This window comes from Pyrococcus kukulkanii, assembly GCF_041647995.1.
Lineage (GTDB): Archaea > Methanobacteriota_B > Thermococci > Thermococcales > Thermococcaceae > Pyrococcus.
Window position 1 is genome coordinate 331,975 of sequence record NZ_JARRIB010000002.1, and the last position, 20,030, is coordinate 352,004.

The window sequence follows — 20,030 nt, forward strand, 5'->3', positions numbered from 1 at the left end:
AAGTTTAAGGGCATGATTAAAAGTATTTCTCACTACCAAGGCACGCTCTTCCATCCCATCTTGTAGGCAAATACGTTCGTGCCCCAGTGGATTATTGGCGTTACAACGAGCAGGAACAGGACTTCTCCCGTAGGAATAGTTTTTACTGGATAGGCGAAGCATAAAGCTGAAATCAGAAAACCCCACTGGTCAAGGCCAACTGCTGGGTATCCCCTGGGCAGATCTAGCCTTCTCTTTATGAAACTACCAATTAAATCACCAACTAGGGTTCCCAAGGCTAGGAGAAAGGCCAGCTTAAGTGCCAACCCCAGAGAACCATAATAACTAGGCATTAAATAGTACTGGATGACGCCGATGAGCGTCCCCACTATTAGGCCGCCAAAAAATCCTCTCCAAGTTTTTCCGTCCCCTAGGATTCTTCTTCCATCTTTCCACTTCCTGCCGAAGTCCATTGGAGTTCCTCCACCCAAGATAACAGGGGAGGAATTTGCAAAGTAAGCGGGAAGGATGTACCAGAAAGCTTCAAATACTGGATTCATTTCATGCACCAGCCTTCAGTTTGAGTATCTCCTTGGCAAAGGCCTCAAGGACTTCCTTCCTCTTACCCTCGAAGAACTTTATCGAGCCAGCGTAACTGTGGCCCCCTCCCTCTACTCCAGCATCCGGAAGCTTCTCCTCGAGAACCTTGACGATCTTGTTTAGGTCGAAGTTGTACTTGGCCATTCCGTCACTTGCCCTGACCACGGCAAAGTCTGGGCCGTAAGCTAGCGTCACAATTGGAGAATCCTCCCCGTACTTCTCCTTGAAGTGGTCGTGTATTATTCCTGAGAGTTTCCCTGGGCTTGGATATTCAAACTTTGGAGCGTACATCTCAACGTCTATCGTGTTGAACCTTATGCCGTTGGGCAAAACAACGCTCTTAACGTGCGGCAGGACGGCCTTAAGGACTTTCTCCTGCTTCGCCTTGACCTCTGGGTAGATTGACTCAATAAGCATTCTATGTCTCTGGAGGTTTCCCGTAACCAGTAGAATCTCCTCGATGATCCCCCTGCCGTCCATGAACTTCCAGTAGAATGCTTCATGATCAATTACCTCTGCAATCTTCTTCAGGTCCTCCTCGGTTAGCCCTTTCTCCTTGGCGTACTCAAGGTATTGGTAGAACTCTGGGGCTTTACTTCTGTCACCAGTTCCAGCTATAGCTGGGAGGTGCTTTATCCTGTCCTCAACCTCCGGGTTTATGAATCTGGCAACTTCAGTAGCAAGCATTCCTGCAGTTAGCTCGTAATAACCCCTCTTGACATGGTGCGGATTGACGTGAACGTCAACGTACTCGTCAACCGCTGCTTTATCCTCGCTTACCCAGTCCCTGGGGTCGTGGTGGTCAATGACCACTATCTTAACCCCATAGGCTTTAAGTCTCTTGTAGGCTGGGATGTCCTCGCTCGTTCCTCCGTTGTCGACTATAACTATAAGGGGTAGCTCATCCCCGAACCTCATGTGATCCTCCATCATGAAGATTATGTCCTTTAGGACGTCTTCAAGCTCGTAGAATGGGGCCCTTGAAGGCCTTCTCTTGAAGAGGTGCCACCTTGCATCTGGATCTGGAGCAACTTTTTCGATTAGCGGAACTATGGCAGTTTCGAGGGCAACTCCGGCTGTATAGCCATCAGTATCCGCGTGATGCCTCAGTATTATTGGCCTTCCCTCGAAGATAGCTCTCCTTATCATGAAGGCTGCCTGCATAATTTTAGGCTTAAGAGCCTCGAGAACTTCGCTCTTAACCAAGAAGCCAACATCTTCAGGCTTAGCTTTCCTGTCAAGCTCTTCCTCTATCCTCTTCTTGACTTCAGCGGCCTCTGGTCCCCATAATCTGTACATGTCAATGATTTCAACTTGGATTTTCCCCGCGTGGAATGAAACCTTTCCGATGACCTCAACTATATCTCCAACGTTTATGTTTGGATATGCTCTAACTCCTGGAGCTTCAAATGCTGCTGCCCAAGTGATTCCCGTTCCATCCGTTAAGGTGAAGACCGTTGGACCACCGGTAACTTGAACCTGCGTAACCTTGCCCCTAATCTTCACCGTCTTGCCGGCCAGCTCCTCCCTAAGCTCACCAATTGGTGTCACTGGAAGCTCTTTCTTTACTTGAACTTCCCTGTACTTCGTTAGAGGTGCCTCAAGGAAGTCTATCTCCTTCCTATCTGGCCTGACGTCCAATACTTGGACTATTATTTCCCGCCCAGGGATGTACTGCTTCTTGCCCAGGAGATCCTTCTTCTTTATTAGTCCGAGAACGTGCTTGTTCAACCTCACGAAAACTCCAAATCTTTCAACCCTGTCAATCACTCCTTTGTAATAACTACCTATTTCAACATCCTCATAATCGCAGGCATTGTCCAGAACGTACACAACCTTAAACTTCCTCTCGCACTCAGGGCAGACCCAAGTTGTCTCCATCCCTAGTTCCCAGGGCCCCTTTACTCGCCCACAGATATCGCATACTAGAACTTTCCCAGTTCCACCACAGGTTGGGCACGTATCATAGACGGGAACTACGCCTTTACCGTGGCACTCTGGACAGGGAATTTCATCTACTTCCTCGTCAACCCCAATGTTCTGAAGGTTCCTGTACCCCTTCAGGTGCTCGCTTAAGTTGAAATCAGCAGGAACGTACCCCCACCCACCACAGACGGGACATTCCTTCTCACCAACTTTTACTTTACCCGTGCCGTGACACTCGGGACAATCCCTGACAGCCATGAGCATCACCTCCTTAGAACTCTCCCGCTACTCCTCATGGGGCCAAGTTCTTATTTTAAGTTTTCTTATACCTTCATCACGTAGAAGTACCTTGAGAGGGAAGAGTGAACCCTCTGATAGAATCGTTCGAGGACTTTAAATCCTATTGACTCTGCAACTTCAACGGCATTGAAATCAGCAGGAAATGCTATGCTTAAGTAGCCCTCAAGGACTTCATACATGCTTTCCAAAGCCCTTTTGTATAGCTCGTCTCTGTCCATTGGCAGTGTAGTTGATGTTCCATAAGGAGGATCTGTGGCTATGGCCTCGAAGGTCTTCCCTGGGAATGCTTCCCTTATTCTTGTTGCATCTCCAACTTTGACCACGTAGTCTTTGACTCCATAGTACTCAAGGTTTATCTTTGCTCCTTCAACCATGTCCTCCCTTATGTCTATTCCATACACCTTAAGACCCATTAAGCCGGCCTCTATCAACATTCCTCCTGTTCCCATGAAAGGATCAAGTACCTCTCTTGTGGCCCTTGTCAAGTTTACCATCGCCCTAGCTATCCTGGGAGGTAGAGCTATTGGCCTCGAGAATGGCCTCTTGTCGGCTTTCCTTCCCTCGAATTCCTTTCCCTTGAACTCCCTAACTCTCACTCCAAGCCAGAGTTTCTCTCCACAGTATATCCTTACTAGGGTATCTGGCTTAGATAAATTAACTTTAAATCCCTGAGAGTGTATTATTGCCCCAATTCTTTTGTCTATATTTTCTACCTCATATGAACAATTTAGCATTCTCTCCTTTCTTACTGCAAAGGTTCCTGAGATTAATTTTTTCCACTCTATACCTTTCGAGTACTCTATGAGATCATCTATTGACTCGAAAGATCCTATCAGAACTCCATACTCGTGAGCTAGGCCGAGCCTATTTAGAACGTTAATATCCTCGACTTTACCATATACTAATAGGTAATCTGACCCCAAAATCTTTCCATACCCAAGTTCAGCTAGAGCCTGAACCTCAGCTTTTGCCATTTCTGGAATCATTCCCAGGATTTCTACATAGAACATCAGGATAAGAAAAGGGAAGGAAGTTAAAAATCATTGGGTAGCAATTATCTTCATCATAACCTCGGTACTGTCCGTCATGCATTCATTGCCTGCATCTTCGGCAAGTTTCATTGTTATTTTTACTTCAAGAGTCTCTTCGCTTTCTAGGTTTCCAGTGAACAGCTTTATTTCCTTGCCCACGAGGTCTGAAAGTTTTGTTGGAGAATTAAGGACATTTTTTGAGTTTACAGTTATTTTTTCTACAATTATGCACGAGCTTAGTTCCCCCTTTTCAGGTGTCAGGTCATAGGGCTTTTCAGCTGGAGATACTTCATCTTCGATGTCTCTAACGAAGATAAGAAGAGATACATTTCCGATTGGTACGTCTCCATAATTCTTGATGAAAAACGATATATTCCTAGTGTCGCCGGGTTTTAGGTCTTCTATTTTGAATACTCGTAGCTCATCATAAAACCTTGAGTTGTCTTTACTTATTCTTATGTCAAATTCCCCCGTTGAAACTATGTTCCCTTCAGACCTAGAAACATCCCTAAATTCTCCCATGGCTTTTCCTAGGGTCACTGCTGCTACTGCAATTGTTAGTAATATCAATAATGCTAGTTTCCTCATCTTCACCACCTTTAACTTTTGTCCTTTATTTTTAGTTCATGTTAAATATAAAAGTTACCATCAAAAATCAAAAGGTATGATAACATCGACAAAGTTTTAAAGAAGGATTTTCGACAGAATTGAGGTGGTAACGTTGAAAGCCTTAATAATGGCAGGGGGATACGCCACAAGGTTGTGGCCAATAACAAAGAACAGACCAAAGCCCCTCCTTCCGATTGGTAACAAAACGATAATTGAACACATTCTTGAAAAAGTTAGTGACCTCGGAATCCCCACATACATATCAACAAATAAATTTTTTGAGAAGCACTTCAAGAAACTCGCAGAGAAATATGAGGTAGAGTTGATAGTGGAGGATACATACAGTGAAGAGGAAAAACTTGGGACTATTGGGGCAATAAAAAATGCAATAGATATCCTTGGGGAGGATGATTATCTCATAATAGCCGGGGATAACGTCTTCTCGCTCTCATTAGTGGATTTCGTTAAGAGATTTAACGATATTAAAAAAACGTTAATAGCTGTATATGATGTTGGAGATCTTGAGCTAGCGAAGAGGTACGGGGTTGTGATACTTGAGGGTGATAGGGTAGTTTACTTTGAGGAGAAACCCCCCGAAGCAAAGACTAGTTTGATTAGCACGGGGATATATGCCCTACCAAAGGACATCATAAAGCTTGTTTCTGAGTACCTAAAGAATGGGAATAAAGATGCTCCAGGCTACTTCATTCAGTGGCTCCTTGAGAAAGGCATTGAGGTGTACGCATACAAGTTCAGTGAGTATTGGTACGATATAGGATCCGCCGATAGCTACCTAGAGGCCCTAAAGATGTTCTTGAAGGAAAGTGAAATAGAGGAAATACAAATAAGTCCCTACGCCAAGATAATTCCTCCCGTTATAATTAAGAAGGGAGCTAAGATACTTGGAAGGTCAATTATAGGGCCCTATGCTTATATCGACGAGGAATGTGTAATAGAAAATTCTGATGTGAGTGATTCAATAATCTTCAAGAAAACTGTAATAAGAAACTCAACGATATGGCGTTCAATAATAGATGAAAAATGCGAGATAAGGAACTTAGAACTAAGAAAGAGCTTAGTAGGGGGTCATGCAAAAATACAGAGAGGTGACTAATGCTCAAGCTTTATCCTTAACTCCTCCGCGAACCAATTGACCCTCTGTGGGAATGGGATCTCGATACCCTCTCTATCCAATGCTTCTTTTATCCTTTGCAGGATCTGTGTTCTCACGTCAAACCATTTTTCACTTGGGGCCCAGGCCCTCACTGCTATATTAACGCTACTGTCTCCAAGTTCATTAATGAAGATTGAAGGTTCTGGTTCAGCGAGCACGTAGGGGATTTCCTCGAGAGTTTCCCTTATCACTTTTATTGCCCTCTCGACGTCCTCTTTATATGCTATACCCACTATAACGTCAACTCTTCTGGCAGGATACTTTGCAAGGTTCTTTATCTCGCTATTAAAGAGCTTCTCATTTGGAATCCTAACGAGTAGACCGTCCCATGTCCTAATTCTTGTTGAAAGGATCCTTATATCGTGGACTATTCCAGAGTACCCTCCAACTTCAACTGGATCTCCTATCTTTAGGGGCTTGTCAAAGTACATAAATATCCCCGAGATAAAGTTGGCAATTACCGTCTGAGCCGAAAAACCGAGAACTATACCCGTAATTCCAGCGGCGGCAATTATCGTTGTTAGCTTACCGCTGAAGCCCGCAATGTTTAATGCCAAGAAAAATCCTACTGTGACTAGAGCGTAGTAGAATACCTTTGCCTTTATCTGGGCTTCCGCACCTTCCTTTATAAGCCAGTAGTCTTGAACTTTCTTCCCTATCAGATAGGAAATGTAGAATAGGAGGAAACCCGCGATTACTCTACTTAACTTGCTTCCAAAGACCATTATATCGAACAGTCCCAATGTGTCAAAAGCCGAGAGCAGGGAGCCAATTATAATGAAGTTCCTCAAGAGTTTCGCCGTGTCTTCGTTTAATATCCAAACATATTTCGTGCTTTTTGAGAGGTTTAATATCCATCTGTAAAGTACCTCAGCTAAGATCAGACCTATAACGATACTTGCCATCGCGCTAAAGAGAGAATCCGTGGTAAGTGAGACACCTTTAATAAGTTCAAGTGTCGCATTTTTGATCATCGTTATCACCATCTCATCTTAAATGATAACTTCTTTAGCTCGCCGACCACGGAGAGTCCATCCATTGGGGGTTCCCCAGTGTTTATGGCTTCAATGCCCCTATCAACTATTACCTCCACCAGGGGATAGAAGGCCCTGTCCTTGGTATAGTACATAACATCTAACAGGGGAAACACTATTCTGTCAACTTTTCCCCAAGACGTTCCCTTATTGATTATCCTAACTTTAAGAACTCCAATTCCATTTGGCTTCTCTTGGAGGCTTCCTCTTGAATACCTCACGATAACTCCTCTCTCGAGGGTTCCATAAAGGGCATACTTTTCCCTACCTAGCGAAAATCTATCAACTTCGACTTCCCCTGCTCTTACCGAAACTTCAACGGGAACTGTGAGAAATCCCTCAACTCTACTTCCTGGGGCTATGACTATTTCCTCCTCCAGCCTAACCATCATAAGCTTCACTCCATACCCCTTAGCCGGTGCTGGTAATATTTGAAGGATATCCCCGATTATTTTCTTTCTCACGTTTCCCCTGAGATACTCAAACCACTCCCCGGTTTTCTTTATATTTATTATCTGATCCCCTATTGAAATACTCCCTTGAGCCAGTTTGATTTTTCCAAACATCAAAATACCCTCTACAACCTCCGTTAAAAATATAATGCAGTAAATAAATTAATAAGCGTGTGGGTCGATGTACTGACTTATCCCTCTACGTCGCCTCCAAAGTTTCCAAAATTTAGGAGAGCCACTTTTAGGTTAGACGGGAAGAAGCTGATATTTAATCTAAGACCTATGGGAGAACTGGCGTTCAACTTGGACGACATCGAGGACGTCTGCGGAGTAGTGCTGACACTTTTTAAGCCACCGAGGAGAGGAATCAAATTAACGTTATCTTGGGGGCAGGAAGTTATAGTTTCAGTTGGTAGAAATCCCCTAATTTATGATAAAAGGGGTATATACAAATTGCTCCGTTTAATTTTCTCTCCACTTATAGAAGGGACCGTAGTAGAGGTTAATGGGAAAGTTGGTATCTTAAAAATAATCGACAATCAGGTTGCTCTAGTTACCCAAGGGAACGTTATCCCAGTAAAACCGAATGAGATTAAAGGAGAAGTTGGAGAAAAAGTTAGGAAATTCTTAACCCTTCTTAAGTTTCTTTCCAAGGAGGAAAAGGAGAAGTAATAGTCCTGGTCCGCAGATAGACTTTGGTATTATTTCGTCTTCCTTAAAGACCATAAATATGTTACTTCCGGTTCCAACTACCACAAATTTATCTCTCGATGAGATGCTTCTCACGTACCCTGTTGGTATCTCCTTCAGTATCTTTCCATCCTTTGGGTCAATAACGTACAGTGTCCCAACGCTGTAGACAGTTCCATCCTTTGTTTTAAACTCCCCACTTCCAGCGAGCAACTTCCCCTTATAAAGGGCTAAAGCCTTTACCCTATACGGTAATTCTAATTCCCATCGTACCTTACGCTTCCTTAAATCAATGGCGGCAACGCCTTTATATCCTCCAACGTAGGCAGTATCACCATTGACTAGGATGTCTTCGACGTAGAACAGGGTTTCATTCCATAATATGTTCCCGTTATAGTCTACCAGGAGAACATGTCCAGTTCCATTATAACCCGTTCCAACTACCGCATCCCCCCTCCAGACCTCTAGGTCTCTCACCCATTCTCCAAGTTCAACTTGCCATAAGATCTTCCCCTCTGGACTAACTCCATAAAGCCTTCCAAATTTAAGCTTGCCTGCAAAACCCGAAGGGTAGCCACTTCCGACATAAATGACTTTTCCCACTCTTACTCTACCTAGGAGATCAGTAAAATTAAGTGACCATATTTGGGTTAAATTGTTAAGATATAATTTATATAGAACCCCCTTGCTCATATTTTTGGTAAACATGTCTCCACTGGCAATGTAGATGTAACTTCCATTTAATATGAAGTCGTAGAGCTTATACTTGGTTATGAACCTTCCGGTGTAGTTGCCAGTCTTGTTTAGCCTTAGTAGACTTCCAAGGCTCCCGACAAGTACACCATCTTCAATGGGGATCAACTTGACTACAAAGCCAGAATCAACTTCCCACAACTTCGTACCGTTTATGGAGTATGCACCAGTGGTTCCAAGGTAGTAAATCCCTATAAGGCCTGAGGAATTAGCTATTGCCCTGTATGAACACGAGGCATATATCGTTGAATTATCCAGTGCAACGGCCTCTATACTCTTTTGATACTTAACGTTAGAACATAACTGCCCATTCCATCCAACCACTGACGGAAGAAACAAGGACAGGAATATCAAGACTGCGACTCTCTTCATCACGATCCCCCCTATATTGGTTTTGTTTCTTCATTGGAGTACAGGATTAACCTCACACCATTATCATCAACGGATTCTAAGATCTTCTTGAGTTGTACTTCCCTGCCCTCTTCTAACATCACTACCTTATCAAACTGTCCTTCGAACTCTATTACCTTAGTTCCGATCGGTCCCCTCTTTGGAATTATTATTAACTTTTTATCTTCAACTTTAGCCTCTAAGATAGCGTTTGTTCTTATTCTCACTACCGTGATCACGTGCTTCTCTCTTTCTTGAGATAAAAGATAAAAGCCGAGACCGAAGAGTGGGAGGAGAATTATTGGATTAATGGACGGTAACCTTGGGGGCTTAATGAGCGAAGAGATCAAGAAGGCGACAAGGGTAATCACAGTAAATGTGACAATGCCAATAAGTCTCTCACGAATTGGCGTTTTTATTTCTTCGTATTTCCCATATAGGTCGAAGAAGTACGAGATGACCAAGATGAGGGAGACAATTGCAATATTCTTAGCTGAAACATCTGGGAAGAATGCCTGGAATATGTTCGTGAAGGCGGGGGATATGGATGAGAGTACTGGAGAATTTTGCCCTATCCATGTCAAGAAATACAACATGAACGCTATCGATGCTATGGAGTAGGAGGGTTTTGGTGATAGGATTGCTGCTATGCCTATCATGCCAAGTATCAATCCTAAGAATGTCATGGCATTAAGCGGAATCCCTAAGATTGAAAGGCCTAATGACAGGGTCTCCATTAATGGGGTGACATTTGAGAGGAGATGATATATGTAATAAAGGGAGGGCATAAGAACGAGGGTCTTCAGGGCTTTCATTTGACCACCCCTAAGAGCTTTAACAGCACCGTATGGGGGCTTTCCTTACCCACATCCCACTTGATAACCCTCTTTTGAGCGGCCCTTCTAAGAGCCTGCTTTTTCAGCTCAACAAGTGAGCCTTCCTCACTGATCTCTCCGTACATTGAGACATCAATTATCACAAGGTCTCTCCTTAATGAAGTGACTTCCGATGTTACATCATCTGTTAAATTCGTTATGAGAATCACCATGGGAGAGAATCTTCTCAGGATTATTTCTAAGTTTTTAAAGGCATTTTCGAGGGTTTCCTCCTTGTCTAATCCAGCGGAGAGCAGGGCTTTGACTATGGTTTCACGTTGACTCATAGAGGAAGCAGGAGTTACAAGCTTTCCCTGCCCTAATATGTACAAGCCAACGTTATTTCCCAGGGATAGGTAAAAGTCTGCTAGAACCATCGAAAGTTTAATTCCATACTCAAGGGGATTTTCAAAGTACGAACCAAGCTTCTCCATCCTTGCATCTAGGATTATCATTACGGTTTTCCTTCCCTCTCGTTCAAACTCATTTACCAAAAGCTTCCCAACTCTTGCGGTAGCTTTCCAATTTATCGCTTTAAATGGATCTCCTGGCCTGTATTCCCTTATCTCCTTGAAATCGGTTGTTGTAGGGCCGAATCTTGAGTACATTATAGCCTGAGCCATGCTTGCCCTTAGAATTCTATGGGGTGACACCTTCAAGTAACCATGAGAAGTGACGACTATTTCCACACTTTCACCTTTTAACATCCACCTTGTTGGATGAACCCTTAAAACATGGAATGAGTATACCTCCGTCTTTGGCAATTCGTATTTTCCCCTTTTTCGGGCAATTAAGGAATAGCCAAACTTAAATTTCCTCCTCCAAGGTAGCACGAAAAATGATGCATAAGGCCTTCCAATGACTTCGAACATCGGGGGAATGGTATCCCTAATAAAAACTAGACCTATCCCCTTCTTCACATGAACTTCCAGGTTCACGGTTATGACTTCACCAATCCTAACATTCTTTTTGTCCAAAGTCCTTTGAACTTCTATCTCCCTTGGGGAAGGTATTAAAACGGCGAAGATGAGTAGGATTAGGGGAAAGATTCCTATCCTTGGAACGTCAAACACTATTGACATGAGGATGAACCATAGGAATAGTGATACTAGGAAGCTTGCCCCCTTCATCAGTACCTCAACCCCTTTGGCACGGGCACCGCTTCGAGGGCCTCCTTAACTATCTCAACTTCAACACCCCTCTCTAGGGAATATTCAGGCCTCAAAATTATTCTGTGGCTCAACGCTTCTATTGCGAACATCTTAACGTCATCGGGAATAACGTAGTCTCTACCCTCTATGAACGCATTTGCCTTTGCAAGCTTCATCAACGCCAGTCCTCCCCTTGGACTTGGCCCAGCTTCAACTCTCTCATCCTCTCTTATTGTTCGGACTATCCTTGCTATGTACCGGAGGATATCATCATGGATCCTAATTTCAGACTCTACCTTTCTTTGCATTCTTAGGAATTTTTCCCTTCCTACGACTGGAGAGAGATCTACCGTTGGGTCATCCTTCTGCCACCTAAGCCTTGCCCTTAAAATCTCGACTTCTTCATCTTCACTCTTGGGATAGCCTATACTTAACTTAAGAAGGAACCTGTCTAATTGGGCCTCGGGTAGGGGGTACGTTCCTTCGAACTCAAGCGGATTTTGGGTTGCTATAACAAAGAAAGGTTCATCAAGCTTGAAGGTTTCCCCCTCTATTGTTACCTGCCTCTCTTCCATTGCTTCAAGAAGGGCTGACTGTGTTTTTGGTGGAGCCCTGTTTATCTCATCCGCAAGAAGAACATTAGTGAATATGGGGCCCTTCATTACTTCGAAGGTCCCTTTTTCGGGTCTCCAGACTTTTGTTCCCACTATATCTGAAGGCAATAAATCGGGAGTAAACTGAACTCTCCTGTAGTTTAGCCCTAGAACCTTGGCGAAGGCCTTTGCAAGTAACGTTTTACCTAGCCCAGGATTGTCTTCAAATAACACGTTTCCGTTTACCAGGGCTGACGCAAGAACTTTCCTAACGACATCTTCGTGCCCTATAAAGGCTTTTCCTATCTCCTCAAATATTTCCTTTATCTCACTCATTTCTGATCCTCCTGCTAATTTCTTTTACTATATCTTCCCTCCTCTTCGCTTCTCTCTTCTCCATTAACCTGATCCACCATTTAGGTGCTAGATTTGAGTATTTTTTCTTTTCGTAGTTGGCTAGAGGTTCAAGAAGGCTCATAAGCTTGTCCTTTGGAAGTCCTGCCCGGACTCCATAGAATGCGATGTAAGTCAGGAGAGGTAACTTGTCTCCTTTAACTACAAATTCTTTAACGGCATCTTCGGCCTCCTTTAACATTGGATCCTTCCTAAAGTCCTCTTCGATCTTGATATCGAGCTCCCCAACTATTGCCTCCTCCTCACTTTTCTTAGATATTCCCGCGATAGTGATGTAAGAAAGGAGATAAAGGCCAGTTATCATAGAAAATAATTTCAATAGAAATCCGATGAATCCGAGATATGATAAATTGATTGAGTACGTTCCTAAGAGTAATCCTGCAATTGGAAAGGCCTTTACGTTCTCCCTGATTACTTCCCCTTTAAGAATTCCAAAACCTTCAAGGGATGCCAAGGTGTAGCCTAAGAGCGTTAAGAGGAAAGCCAAGTGAAACATACTCTCTAATGGCTCAAAGACTTTTGAAAACGAGTAAAGCAAAACACTAAGCCCTATTCCCTGGAGGAGAAATGCGAAACCCTGAGGAAACCTGGGAGCTACGTAGAACATGGAAAATCCTAAGATTATTGGCGATAGGATGTCATTGTACTTTATCGGCGAATAGTAGAGAGATATTCCAAGTCCCAGCCCCCCAAAGAGAACACGAATCCCTGGGAGGCCGGTAATGATTACTATAATTTCACCAACGAGCATGAAAAGGAGAAAGCCCATCAGTACATCTGAGTAAATTTGAGGTAAACGGAGCAAGCTGACGAGTAGGATGGCAAATGAATATAGAACTATGTAAGGCAGGCTATTTTTCACTCGCTCCCTCATTTAAACACCTCCCCCTAATTCCCCTAAAGAACCTTAAAACTTCCCCTAGTGAGATCTTCCTAAGGCTATACCTTGCCTTTTCGAATATCAGGGATAAGTCATTTAGCCCTAAGATCTCCCTGGCGGTCTTGCTCGGTTCTCCATTAAGGCACTCCTCAAAAATGCACACTATCACATCATTGTAGTTGCCCAGAACCTTAACTTCGCGCTCATTGGAGAAAAAGAAAAATCTTGCACATATTTTATGATTCCCAGGATTAAGCCTCAGCTTAAACTCTTTTCCCCTACCATGAAGTCTACCGTTTACGTAGAGGGATACTGGCAAGTTCGTTTTTATCTCAACGGTTTCATTGGTCATGTACACGGGTGGCTCCCTATTGAAGCTTAGTTTTACCCTTACTGTCTTAGCAGAGAGGGCAAGGAGTGAAAGTAATAAGAGGAACAGGCCTACGTAAACGTAAAGCGGATACCTGTACACCCTAAGGATTACTGGGATGATCTCAAATCCATCGTTCGTTATTACTATTAACTTGGCGGTGTACTTACCAGTGAACTCTGGAGTTATCCTAAAGGTTGCTATTCCCTTCTTGTTGGTTATATTACTTAATGTCTCGTTAAAAGCTACTAACATGACCTTTGAACCAATAAGGGGGCTCCCGTTGATGAAGGTGATTCTCACGGTGAGCTCATTGGATCTGTTGACAACCATTAATGCGTTGGAAACATCTACAAGCAATTTCTGCTTAACGTAAACCTCTCTCTCGATTAATTTAAGGTCTCCATAGTAGATTATTACCTTCCTATATCCTTTGGCGTCCTGGGGAACGGGAATCCTTAGCTTGAAGGATCCATTCTCACTAAGCTTAGAGTAGTAATCTCCAAAATCTCCGCTAATACTTACTGTTCCATCGCTGGCCCCCACTATCTTCCCCCTTATCTCAAGTTCATCCCCCGCATAAACGAAAGAGGGGATGGTAACTGATGCGGAGATCGCCCTAAACACAATGGTTTTCTTATCTCCTTCAATTCCCTTACTACCCTCATAGACAAGGGTAACTTTATGAATACCAGGATTTCCAACCCCTACGAAGAATGAAAATCTACCTGAACTGTCGGTTTTCGCGACACCTACAAGTTTTCCATCCAAGAATACGTCAAGGTACTCCCCACCAAGAGAGGCTCCTCCTTCCGTTCCCAGGAACCCCTGTATCTTTACCGAACCAACCCTTGTGTAGTTGAATTCCTTCACGTAGATCTTAGCTTTATCCCGAATTACTATGGTGGGATCACTAGTTGATTCAAAATATGGTCCCCACCCCTCGTATACGGCTACTATATGATACTTTCCTGCAACTCCCGTAGCTGAGCATTTAACTACAAATCTGCCATTTCTAACTTCTCCTCTTCCTACAATTTTTCCTGGCGATTCCTTCTCCTTTCTAAGCTCTATCCTCACGGGACCTGCGGGAACGAGGGTGCCCTCTGTTGTAATGACGATGCCTTCCACGGTGAAGTTAGAACCGGCCGTGATCTCCATTGGCCACTTAATTATCTTAGTTGTAGTGTTGTAGCCAACTAAGATGGAAAGGTTCAATTTTCCTAAGGTAACGTTAAACCACCCAACTTTCTCTCCGGTTATGTTCACTATCGTCTTCCCATCTTTAACCGTAATATTGATGGGAATTTCGGGGTTAGTTGTCAGGTTAACCTTGAATGGGAGCTCTATAACCGTACTATTTCCAAGGGATACTTTAACCTCTCTAACTCCGGGCTTTTGTTGCACCTCCTCTTTCTTCTCCTCAGGCCTACGGGATCCAGTGGCGTCAAAAGTTATCCAGCCCACACCTTCAAAGTAAACCTCAGCCCAGGCGTGTGCCTGCCTTAACTTAACTTCCTGCATTCCAGGCTCGGCCTTGATCTTGAACCCCGTTACTAGCCTTGCCGGAAGGCCGTTAAGTCTTGCCAAGATAACAAAGGCCGTATTAAAATCGAGACAGACTCCTCGCTTTGAATAGAAGAGGAACCACTCAATGGGATCTATTCCTGGGGGCGCTGGGGGAGCTTTTTCATCATAGAAGTAGTTCTCTTCGAGGTACCTCTCTATGGCCAGGGCCTTCTCGTAAGGGCTCTCTATTCCCTTAGTTATGTTCTTTGCCAACTTAAGTACCTTTTCGCTTACCTCTGGAACTTCTAAACTTACTTCGGGAACTTTAGCTCTTCTTAGAACATCATCCGGGAACTCATAAAGCGTTGCTTCAAAATCGTAGGATTCCACGGGGTACCTCTTTGGTCTAAGCAACTCAAGATCCCCCGAATACAGGGCGGGAATCGAGATCCAGGAGGTATAAAGGGTTGTATAGAGGTTTCCCGAAAGGAGGGGAGATTTTAATTCAACCCTTACCCTATCGATAATTGTTTCGTGCGGTACCTTAGGTTCAAAAATTGGTATCTTTCCAAAAACCTTTATTCCATTGAATTTCTCCCCAATCCACTTGCCGTTCTTATAGGTATAGTAGACGTTTTGCCTTAGGTACGCGACCCTCCCCTTATCCTCGAACACAACCATGACGGTTGCATCGTTGAATATCGATAACCTGTAGAGGTTTTCCCTGAGATCTATGGAATGGGATTCTTTTTTTGGGAGCTCATTAGATATAGTTGGGACTAACGTTATCGGAGAAGAGGAAGAGAGGAGAAGCAACCCCAGTACTCCAATTATTACCGCTGAAAATATCTCCCTCATCATCATAGCCCCGAGACGTTAAATACTGATTCCATTAAATGTCCAAATAGGTAACTTAAAAACGCTGCTCCCAGGCCGGTGACTACCATCTCTGCAACCTTCTTCTTAATTGAGATCCCTGAGATCAAGGCAACTGAAGTTGCTACAACACTTAACGCCAAGCCAGCAAGCATTACCGAGATGGGGAGGGCCGTTAGTGATGAGCGCGCGAAGAAGTAGGGGGTCACTGGGAATGCAACGCCGACAAGGTAAGCGAGGCCGGTATATAGGGCGGCCCTTAACTCGTTCTGTTCTTCTTCATGGACAAGGAGCTTTATTAAAGCTTCCTCTTTTCCCTTTAGCTTTACGGACACTTCTTGGGCTATCTCTTCTGGGAGGCCTCCCTCGATAAGTTTTTCATATACCTCTTTAACGGCTCTTTCTGGTGAGACCTTGAACAGGACTTTAGTCCTCTCCCTTATTGCCTCGCTTACCTGCCTTTGAGATCTAACCGAGATTAAGGCTCCAATGGCCATTGATAGTGCACCGGCAACTCCCACGATAAGACCACTGATCCCGACTAGCCTTGGCGAGTACGGATAGACGGCAGAAAGACCGGTAACAGCTCCTAGTATTTCGACGAGACCATCGTTCATTCCTAAGACGAAGTCCCTCACGTTCTCTACGTGAAACCTTCTCTTGCTCTCATAGAAGAACTTCTCATGCTCTAGCTCTTCCAGGATTATCTCCTTTAGTTTCTCCATTTCATCGGGAGAGAATTCTTGAGAGTGTTCAGTAAGGAACTTGAAGTACTTTTGGATCGCGCTATTTTCGCCCATCTCCAAAAGGGAAGCAACGACCCCTGGGCCTAGAATTTTCCTCATTAGTTTTAGGATGTGAATTGTCCATCTTTTGACCTTGGGCTTGTTGGGGGTTATCCCTCTCCTCTCTAAAAAGGAGAGCCAAAACTTTGCGTGCTTGGCCTCTATTCTTGCTAATCTCAGGAATTCCTCTTTAATCTTTTCATCTTTTTCAACTTTAGCAAGTTCTGCATAGAGAAGAGAATCGGAGTATTCATCGTTGTAGAATTTGATGACAAGACTTAAAACATCTGACATTCGAATCCCCAAAATAAAATAAAGGGCATTTATAAACTGTTATGTCACAACCTTTTCAAGCTCATCAAGTGCAATAGCTCTCTTTATCTCCAATGCAATCCTCCTCCCCGTGCTCATAGGCTTCCTCCATAGCGAATTCCCATAAGGATGCCCCATGGCCATGTGGATGTTCGTTCCTCCTCCGGTTCTTGGTGCAACATCGTAGATGTAGAAGTTTAAGTCTTTGTCAACTGCAGTTTGCAGTGTAAATGGACCAATTATCCCTGGGGGATAATACTTCTTCGTTGCTTCAACGTACTTCTCTGCCATCTTGAACACTTTCTCCAGCAGACTCTCCCTTAAGGTCGAGGATGCGTGGCCGCAAACGGTGTATTCCGGTTCGAACTGCCATTCAGGTAAAGTTAGCTGCTGGGCTGCGGGCAACCTTACGTGGCCGTCCAAGCTCGTTTCGAACCTCCAGTCTATTCCTAGTAACTCTATCTCCTCATCTATGGGTGAGTAGAAGAAGTCGAAATTGAAGACCGGCCCAATTATGTACCTCTCTATCCTCGCCTTCTCTAGGTCTTCCTTTGTTATAATTCCAAGCCTTATCAACTTCTCGCTCTTCTCCTTGAACTCTTTGTAGCTTGCGGCCGTGAAGAATCCCCTCTCAAGCCTCTTTTTTGCGTGGGGCAGCTTGACTATAACAAGGCCAACCTCATCTATTTCCTCTGGCTTTACTTCCTCGGGGTAGGGAAGCCCGGCCTTTTCAAGCAACCAGTAGTAGCTTTTCTCCTCACTCCTTTCCTCCGTCCTGAGGAGTGACCTCGTCCCGAACATTGGCACTAAGAATTCGTTCTCCACTTTGTCTATTCCAGTATAGACCACGAAGGAACGGTTTGGGACGAATATGACGTTCCTCTTCCTTAGCTCTTCCTGAATGTCGATTATCTGGGCGAACTTGTCTAGAACTATCACTTCGTCAATGAACCCCTTAATTAAGCCATCCCTGCTCTTCCTCAGCTTGAAGTACTTCGCGTACGTGAGGTGCCTACCTTTCTGGGCAACAACTAAAGTAGGGAGACCCTCCTCCTTTGCTCCATCCGCTATATCCAAGGCCGAGTGACTTCCGATAACCCCAACGGTTATCTTATCCTTATCATACTTCTCCAAAACTTCGAGAATCTGCTCCCTGCTTATCATAGTACCACCTCAACAGGAATTTGGCTCGAACTCTTTTCCCAATTCCTTCATAATTCTAATCCTCTTCTCTATGCTCTCCTTCGTCCCAACATCTCTCCTATAAAATATGGGCCCTTTTACATGCTTTACCGCATTCTCGGCAATTTTCTCTGCTTCTTCTACGCTATCCGCGATACCGACAACCGCCAATGCTCTTGAGCCCAGAAGGGTGTAGCTCTCATCGATCGAGGCAAATATCAGCTTTGCCCCTTCCTTTTCTATGGTCTCTTCGTTGACATCAATTTTTACCCCCTTAACCGGATTTACGGGGTAACCCTGGGGTGCTAAGTACTTAACGACCGTGGCCTTGTTGGCGAACTTTACGCTCCTTAAGTTACCATCAACTATTCCTTGGGCTATCTCAACTAAGTTATCTTCTAGGATTGTGAGAACGTTTATTGCTTCGGGATCTCCAAACCTCACGTTGTACTCTATTATTACCGGCCCTTCTTTTGAGAGCATGAACTGGCCGTAGAGGATTCCCTTGTACGGATAACCCTCCTTTCTCATGGCATCTACAGTCTTTTGGAGGATTTCTAGGGCCTTCTCCCAGTCCTCCTTTGTAACGAACGGAAGCAGATGGTTAGGGCATGAGTATGAGCCCATGCCCCCAGTTATTGGTCCTTCATCATTCTCGTAAGCGTGGGGATAGTCCTGGGCTAAGGGCATTGGATAAACTCTCTTTCCATCGCTGAATACTTGAAAGGTGAACTCAACTCCGTCGGTTCTTTCCTCTATGAGAACTTTTCCGTCTTTCTTTATCAGCTGCTCAGCGTAAGCCTTTGCTTCTTCATTATCTTTAAGTTGGTATCCAACTACCTTGACGCCCTTTCCACCTGTCAGGCCGAGAGGCTTAACTACCACCGGCCTCCCGTACTCATCTATCCATGCCCTCATTTCATTGACGTCATCGAATACCCTGAACAGCTTCCTCCCTGGAATCTTGTTTTTTTCCATGAACTCTCTTGCCCATGCCTTGTTGGTTTCAAGCCTTGCAGCTTCCTTTGTTGGCCCTACAGTGGGGATCCCTTCTTTTTCAAGGGCATTGACTACTCCGGCCTCGAGGGGGGCTTCGGGCCCTATGAATGCCAGCTCAATCCCCCACCTCTTTGCAAACCCTACAACCTTATTTACATCTGTTTCTTTGGCGAGCCCATAATCTTTGGCTATCCTAGCGAGCCCAGGATTCTTGTGCTTTGATACAACGTACAGCTCTGCTCCTCCTTTAACGAGGGCTTCACCTATTGCATGCTCTCTTCCCCCGCCACCAACTAATAAAATCCTCATTAATTTCACCATTTTTACGTCAAAATATTTGCCTATTAATGGTTTTCGTTGACTTAATTATGTTAATGAAATGACTAATGAACGTGCATATAAATCACTTGATGAGTAAGTAGTTGCCTACACAAAATTTATTTATATTTCCCATTTGTAAAATTAATTAGGGTGATGGTCATGCTTACAATAGGAGATATCCTCGACTTAATTCCAGAAAATGGGGTAATGACAGTAGTTCAGAGAGATTTGGAAGCCAATGGGGATAGATATGTTCTCCTGATTCTTAAGTACCTCCTTAAAAAGGGTGAGCATGTTTTCCTTTTCCTTTACGAGCCTTATACCTTCCTAACAAGGAATCTCAGGAATATTGGACTTAACGTTGAGGAGTACCTTGACAGGAATCTCATAATATTTGACGTATTCGGAAGCATAAATAAAATCGAAAAGGATGTTAAGGGAGTTTACACGCTTTCAGGTTACATGGATGATGTTATATTCATAAGTAAGGTTAAAGAATGGGCCGAGGGAGTGTTAAAGAAGCGGGAGGTGAAGGGGAATAGGTTGTGGATAGTCACTTACCTAAGCTCGGGTGTCTGCAAGCTTTTCCATAACCCTCTCTACACCTACAAGATGATATTACTTACAAAGGAAGACATTCTGAAAGAGAAGTCACCAAGAACCATCATAACGTACTCTCCTGTTGAGTGCCCAATCTTGGAGGATATAGTATATTTTGTCTCAGACGTTGTAATAGAGACTAAGGTCATAAAGGGAAAGAGGGTTGGTATAATATCAAAGGGACCTGAAGAGAACGTGATGTTTGAACTGTTTGAGGAGAGGTGA

At 44.0% G+C, this 20,030-nt stretch carries 18 protein-coding genes; 3 read left to right on the forward strand and 15 right to left on the reverse strand.

All coding sequences use genetic code 11. The features are described from left to right. Positions 1–32 precede the first annotated feature (32 nt). The 4 genes from P8X24_RS05905 to P8X24_RS05920 form a co-directional block, all read right to left on the reverse strand. Positions 33–539: a CDP-2,3-bis-(O-geranylgeranyl)-sn-glycerol synthase gene (locus tag P8X24_RS05905; RefSeq protein WP_372914509.1), complete on the reverse strand. Its 507-nt coding sequence runs from the start codon at positions 537–539 to the stop codon at positions 33–35. Between the two features lies 1 nt (position 540). Next, positions 541–2,763, reverse strand: a complete 2,223-nt coding sequence (locus tag P8X24_RS05910) for an OB-fold nucleic acid binding domain-containing protein (RefSeq protein ID WP_372914510.1) — start codon at positions 2,761–2,763, stop codon at positions 541–543. A 65-nt stretch (positions 2,764–2,828) separates the two neighbouring features. Next, positions 2,829–3,815, reverse strand: a complete 987-nt coding sequence (locus P8X24_RS05915; protein WP_372914511.1) for a TIGR01177 family methyltransferase — start codon at positions 3,813–3,815, stop codon at positions 2,829–2,831. 30 nt (positions 3,816–3,845) lie between these two features. Continuing rightward, entirely contained in the window at positions 3,846–4,424 is a 579-nt protein-coding gene (locus P8X24_RS05920) for a methyltransferase (RefSeq protein WP_372914512.1), read from the reverse strand. Between the two features lie 133 nt (positions 4,425–4,557). Between P8X24_RS05920 and P8X24_RS05925 the strand changes: the two genes are divergently transcribed. Beyond that, on the forward strand, positions 4,558–5,559 hold the full coding sequence (locus P8X24_RS05925; protein ID WP_372914607.1) for a sugar phosphate nucleotidyltransferase: 1,002 nt from the start codon (positions 4,558–4,560) through the stop codon (positions 5,557–5,559). Here P8X24_RS05925 and P8X24_RS05930 read toward each other — a convergent pair. Together P8X24_RS05930 and P8X24_RS05935 are read right to left on the reverse strand one after the other, a co-directional pair. After that, positions 5,556–6,524, reverse strand: coding sequence for a mechanosensitive ion channel family protein (locus P8X24_RS05930; RefSeq protein WP_372914609.1), 969 nt, complete (start codon positions 6,522–6,524; stop codon positions 5,556–5,558). The genes P8X24_RS05925 and P8X24_RS05930 overlap by 4 nt on opposite strands. A gap of 74 nt (positions 6,525–6,598) precedes the next feature. Then, positions 6,599–7,219 (reverse strand): DUF432 domain-containing protein, encoded by a 621-nt coding sequence (locus P8X24_RS05935; protein WP_372914513.1) that lies wholly within the window; start codon positions 7,217–7,219, stop codon positions 6,599–6,601. A 57-nt stretch (positions 7,220–7,276) separates the two neighbouring features. Between P8X24_RS05935 and P8X24_RS05940 the strand changes: the two genes are divergently transcribed. Beyond that, positions 7,277–7,777 (forward strand): hypothetical protein, encoded by a 501-nt coding sequence (locus tag P8X24_RS05940; RefSeq protein ID WP_372914514.1) that lies wholly within the window; start codon positions 7,277–7,279, stop codon positions 7,775–7,777. Here P8X24_RS05940 and P8X24_RS05945 read toward each other — a convergent pair. The 9 genes from P8X24_RS05945 to purD are packed head-to-tail and all read right to left on the reverse strand — an operon-like array spanning position 7,733 to position 19,193. Beyond that, positions 7,733–8,920, reverse strand: coding sequence for an outer membrane protein assembly factor BamB family protein (locus P8X24_RS05945; protein ID WP_372914515.1), 1,188 nt, complete (start codon positions 8,918–8,920; stop codon positions 7,733–7,735). The two genes, P8X24_RS05940 and P8X24_RS05945, sit on opposite strands and share 45 nt — an antisense overlap. 11 nt (positions 8,921–8,931) lie before the next feature. Further along, the gene (locus P8X24_RS05950; protein WP_372914516.1) at positions 8,932–9,753 is read right to left on the reverse strand and encodes a hypothetical protein; all 822 of its coding nucleotides are present in this window, start codon (positions 9,751–9,753) and stop codon (positions 8,932–8,934) included. Further along, positions 9,750–10,943 carry a DUF58 domain-containing protein gene (locus tag P8X24_RS05955; protein WP_372914517.1) on the reverse strand — a complete coding sequence of 398 codons (1,194 nt, stop codon included), beginning with the start codon at positions 10,941–10,943 and terminating at the stop codon, positions 9,750–9,752. Before P8X24_RS05955 ends, P8X24_RS05950 begins: the two co-directional genes overlap by 4 nt. Then, positions 10,943–11,893: an AAA family ATPase gene (locus P8X24_RS05960; protein WP_372914518.1), complete on the reverse strand. Its 951-nt coding sequence runs from the start codon at positions 11,891–11,893 to the stop codon at positions 10,943–10,945. Before P8X24_RS05960 ends, P8X24_RS05955 begins: the two co-directional genes overlap by 1 nt. Continuing rightward, positions 11,886–12,845 carry a hypothetical protein gene (locus tag P8X24_RS05965; RefSeq protein WP_372914519.1) on the reverse strand — a complete coding sequence of 320 codons (960 nt, stop codon included), beginning with the start codon at positions 12,843–12,845 and terminating at the stop codon, positions 11,886–11,888. Before P8X24_RS05965 ends, P8X24_RS05960 begins: the two co-directional genes overlap by 8 nt. Continuing rightward, a complete protein-coding gene (locus P8X24_RS05970) occupies positions 12,823–15,591 on the reverse strand; it encodes a transglutaminase domain-containing protein (protein WP_372914520.1) in 2,769 nt (922 codons plus the stop codon). The genes P8X24_RS05965 and P8X24_RS05970 overlap by 23 nt, the downstream gene beginning before the upstream one ends. Beyond that, positions 15,591–16,685 carry a VIT1/CCC1 transporter family protein gene (locus tag P8X24_RS05975; protein WP_372914521.1) on the reverse strand — a complete coding sequence of 365 codons (1,095 nt, stop codon included), beginning with the start codon at positions 16,683–16,685 and terminating at the stop codon, positions 15,591–15,593. Before P8X24_RS05975 ends, P8X24_RS05970 begins: the two co-directional genes overlap by 1 nt. 39 nt (positions 16,686–16,724) lie before the next feature. Next, complete coding sequence (locus P8X24_RS05980) at positions 16,725–17,867, reverse strand: formate--phosphoribosylaminoimidazolecarboxamide ligase family protein (RefSeq protein ID WP_372914522.1); 1,143 nt, start codon at positions 17,865–17,867, stop codon at positions 16,725–16,727. 9 nt (positions 17,868–17,876) lie between these two features. Further along, on the reverse strand, positions 17,877–19,193 hold the full coding sequence (gene purD / locus P8X24_RS05985; RefSeq protein ID WP_372914523.1) for a phosphoribosylamine--glycine ligase: 1,317 nt from the start codon (positions 19,191–19,193) through the stop codon (positions 17,877–17,879). A gap of 171 nt (positions 19,194–19,364) precedes the next feature. Between purD and P8X24_RS05990 the strand changes: the two genes are divergently transcribed. Beyond that, the gene (locus P8X24_RS05990) at positions 19,365–20,030 is read left to right on the forward strand and encodes a hypothetical protein (protein ID WP_372914524.1); all 666 of its coding nucleotides are present in this window, start codon (positions 19,365–19,367) and stop codon (positions 20,028–20,030) included.

Bases quoted from the DNA above. Each gene is read 5' to 3' on its own strand.
- P8X24_RS05910 (WP_372914510.1), bottom strand. From the start codon at position 2,763: ATGGCTGTCAGGGATTGTCCCGAGTGTCACGGCACGGGTAAAGTAAAA.
- P8X24_RS05965 (WP_372914519.1), bottom strand. From the start codon at position 12,845: ATGAGGGAGCGAGTGAAAAATAGCCTGCCTTACATAGTTCTATATTCA.
- P8X24_RS05975 (WP_372914521.1), bottom strand. From the start codon at position 16,685: ATGTCAGATGTTTTAAGTCTTGTCATCAAATTCTACAACGATGAATAC.
- P8X24_RS05915 (WP_372914511.1), bottom strand. From the start codon at position 3,815: ATGTTCTATGTAGAAATCCTGGGAATGATTCCAGAAATGGCAAAAGCT.
- P8X24_RS05960 (WP_372914518.1), bottom strand. From the start codon at position 11,893: ATGAGTGAGATAAAGGAAATATTTGAGGAGATAGGAAAAGCCTTTATA.
- P8X24_RS05990 (WP_372914524.1), top strand. From the start codon at position 19,365: ATGCTTACAATAGGAGATATCCTCGACTTAATTCCAGAAAATGGGGTA.
- P8X24_RS05950 (WP_372914516.1), bottom strand. From the start codon at position 9,753: ATGAAAGCCCTGAAGACCCTCGTTCTTATGCCCTCCCTTTATTACATA.
- P8X24_RS05930 (WP_372914609.1), bottom strand. From the start codon at position 6,524: ATGGCAAGTATCGTTATAGGTCTGATCTTAGCTGAGGTACTTTACAGA.
- purD (WP_372914523.1), bottom strand. From the start codon at position 19,193: ATGAGGATTTTATTAGTTGGTGGCGGGGGAAGAGAGCATGCAATAGGT.
- P8X24_RS05935 (WP_372914513.1), bottom strand. From the start codon at position 7,219: ATGTTTGGAAAAATCAAACTGGCTCAAGGGAGTATTTCAATAGGGGAT.
- P8X24_RS05980 (WP_372914522.1), bottom strand. From the start codon at position 17,867: ATGATAAGCAGGGAGCAGATTCTCGAAGTTTTGGAGAAGTATGATAAG.
- P8X24_RS05920 (WP_372914512.1), bottom strand. From the start codon at position 4,424: ATGAGGAAACTAGCATTATTGATATTACTAACAATTGCAGTAGCAGCA.
- P8X24_RS05945 (WP_372914515.1), bottom strand. From the start codon at position 8,920: ATGAAGAGAGTCGCAGTCTTGATATTCCTGTCCTTGTTTCTTCCGTCA.
- P8X24_RS05955 (WP_372914517.1), bottom strand. From the start codon at position 10,943: ATGAAGGGGGCAAGCTTCCTAGTATCACTATTCCTATGGTTCATCCTC.
- P8X24_RS05905 (WP_372914509.1), bottom strand. From the start codon at position 539: ATGAATCCAGTATTTGAAGCTTTCTGGTACATCCTTCCCGCTTACTTT.
- P8X24_RS05970 (WP_372914520.1), bottom strand. From the start codon at position 15,591: ATGATGAGGGAGATATTTTCAGCGGTAATAATTGGAGTACTGGGGTTG.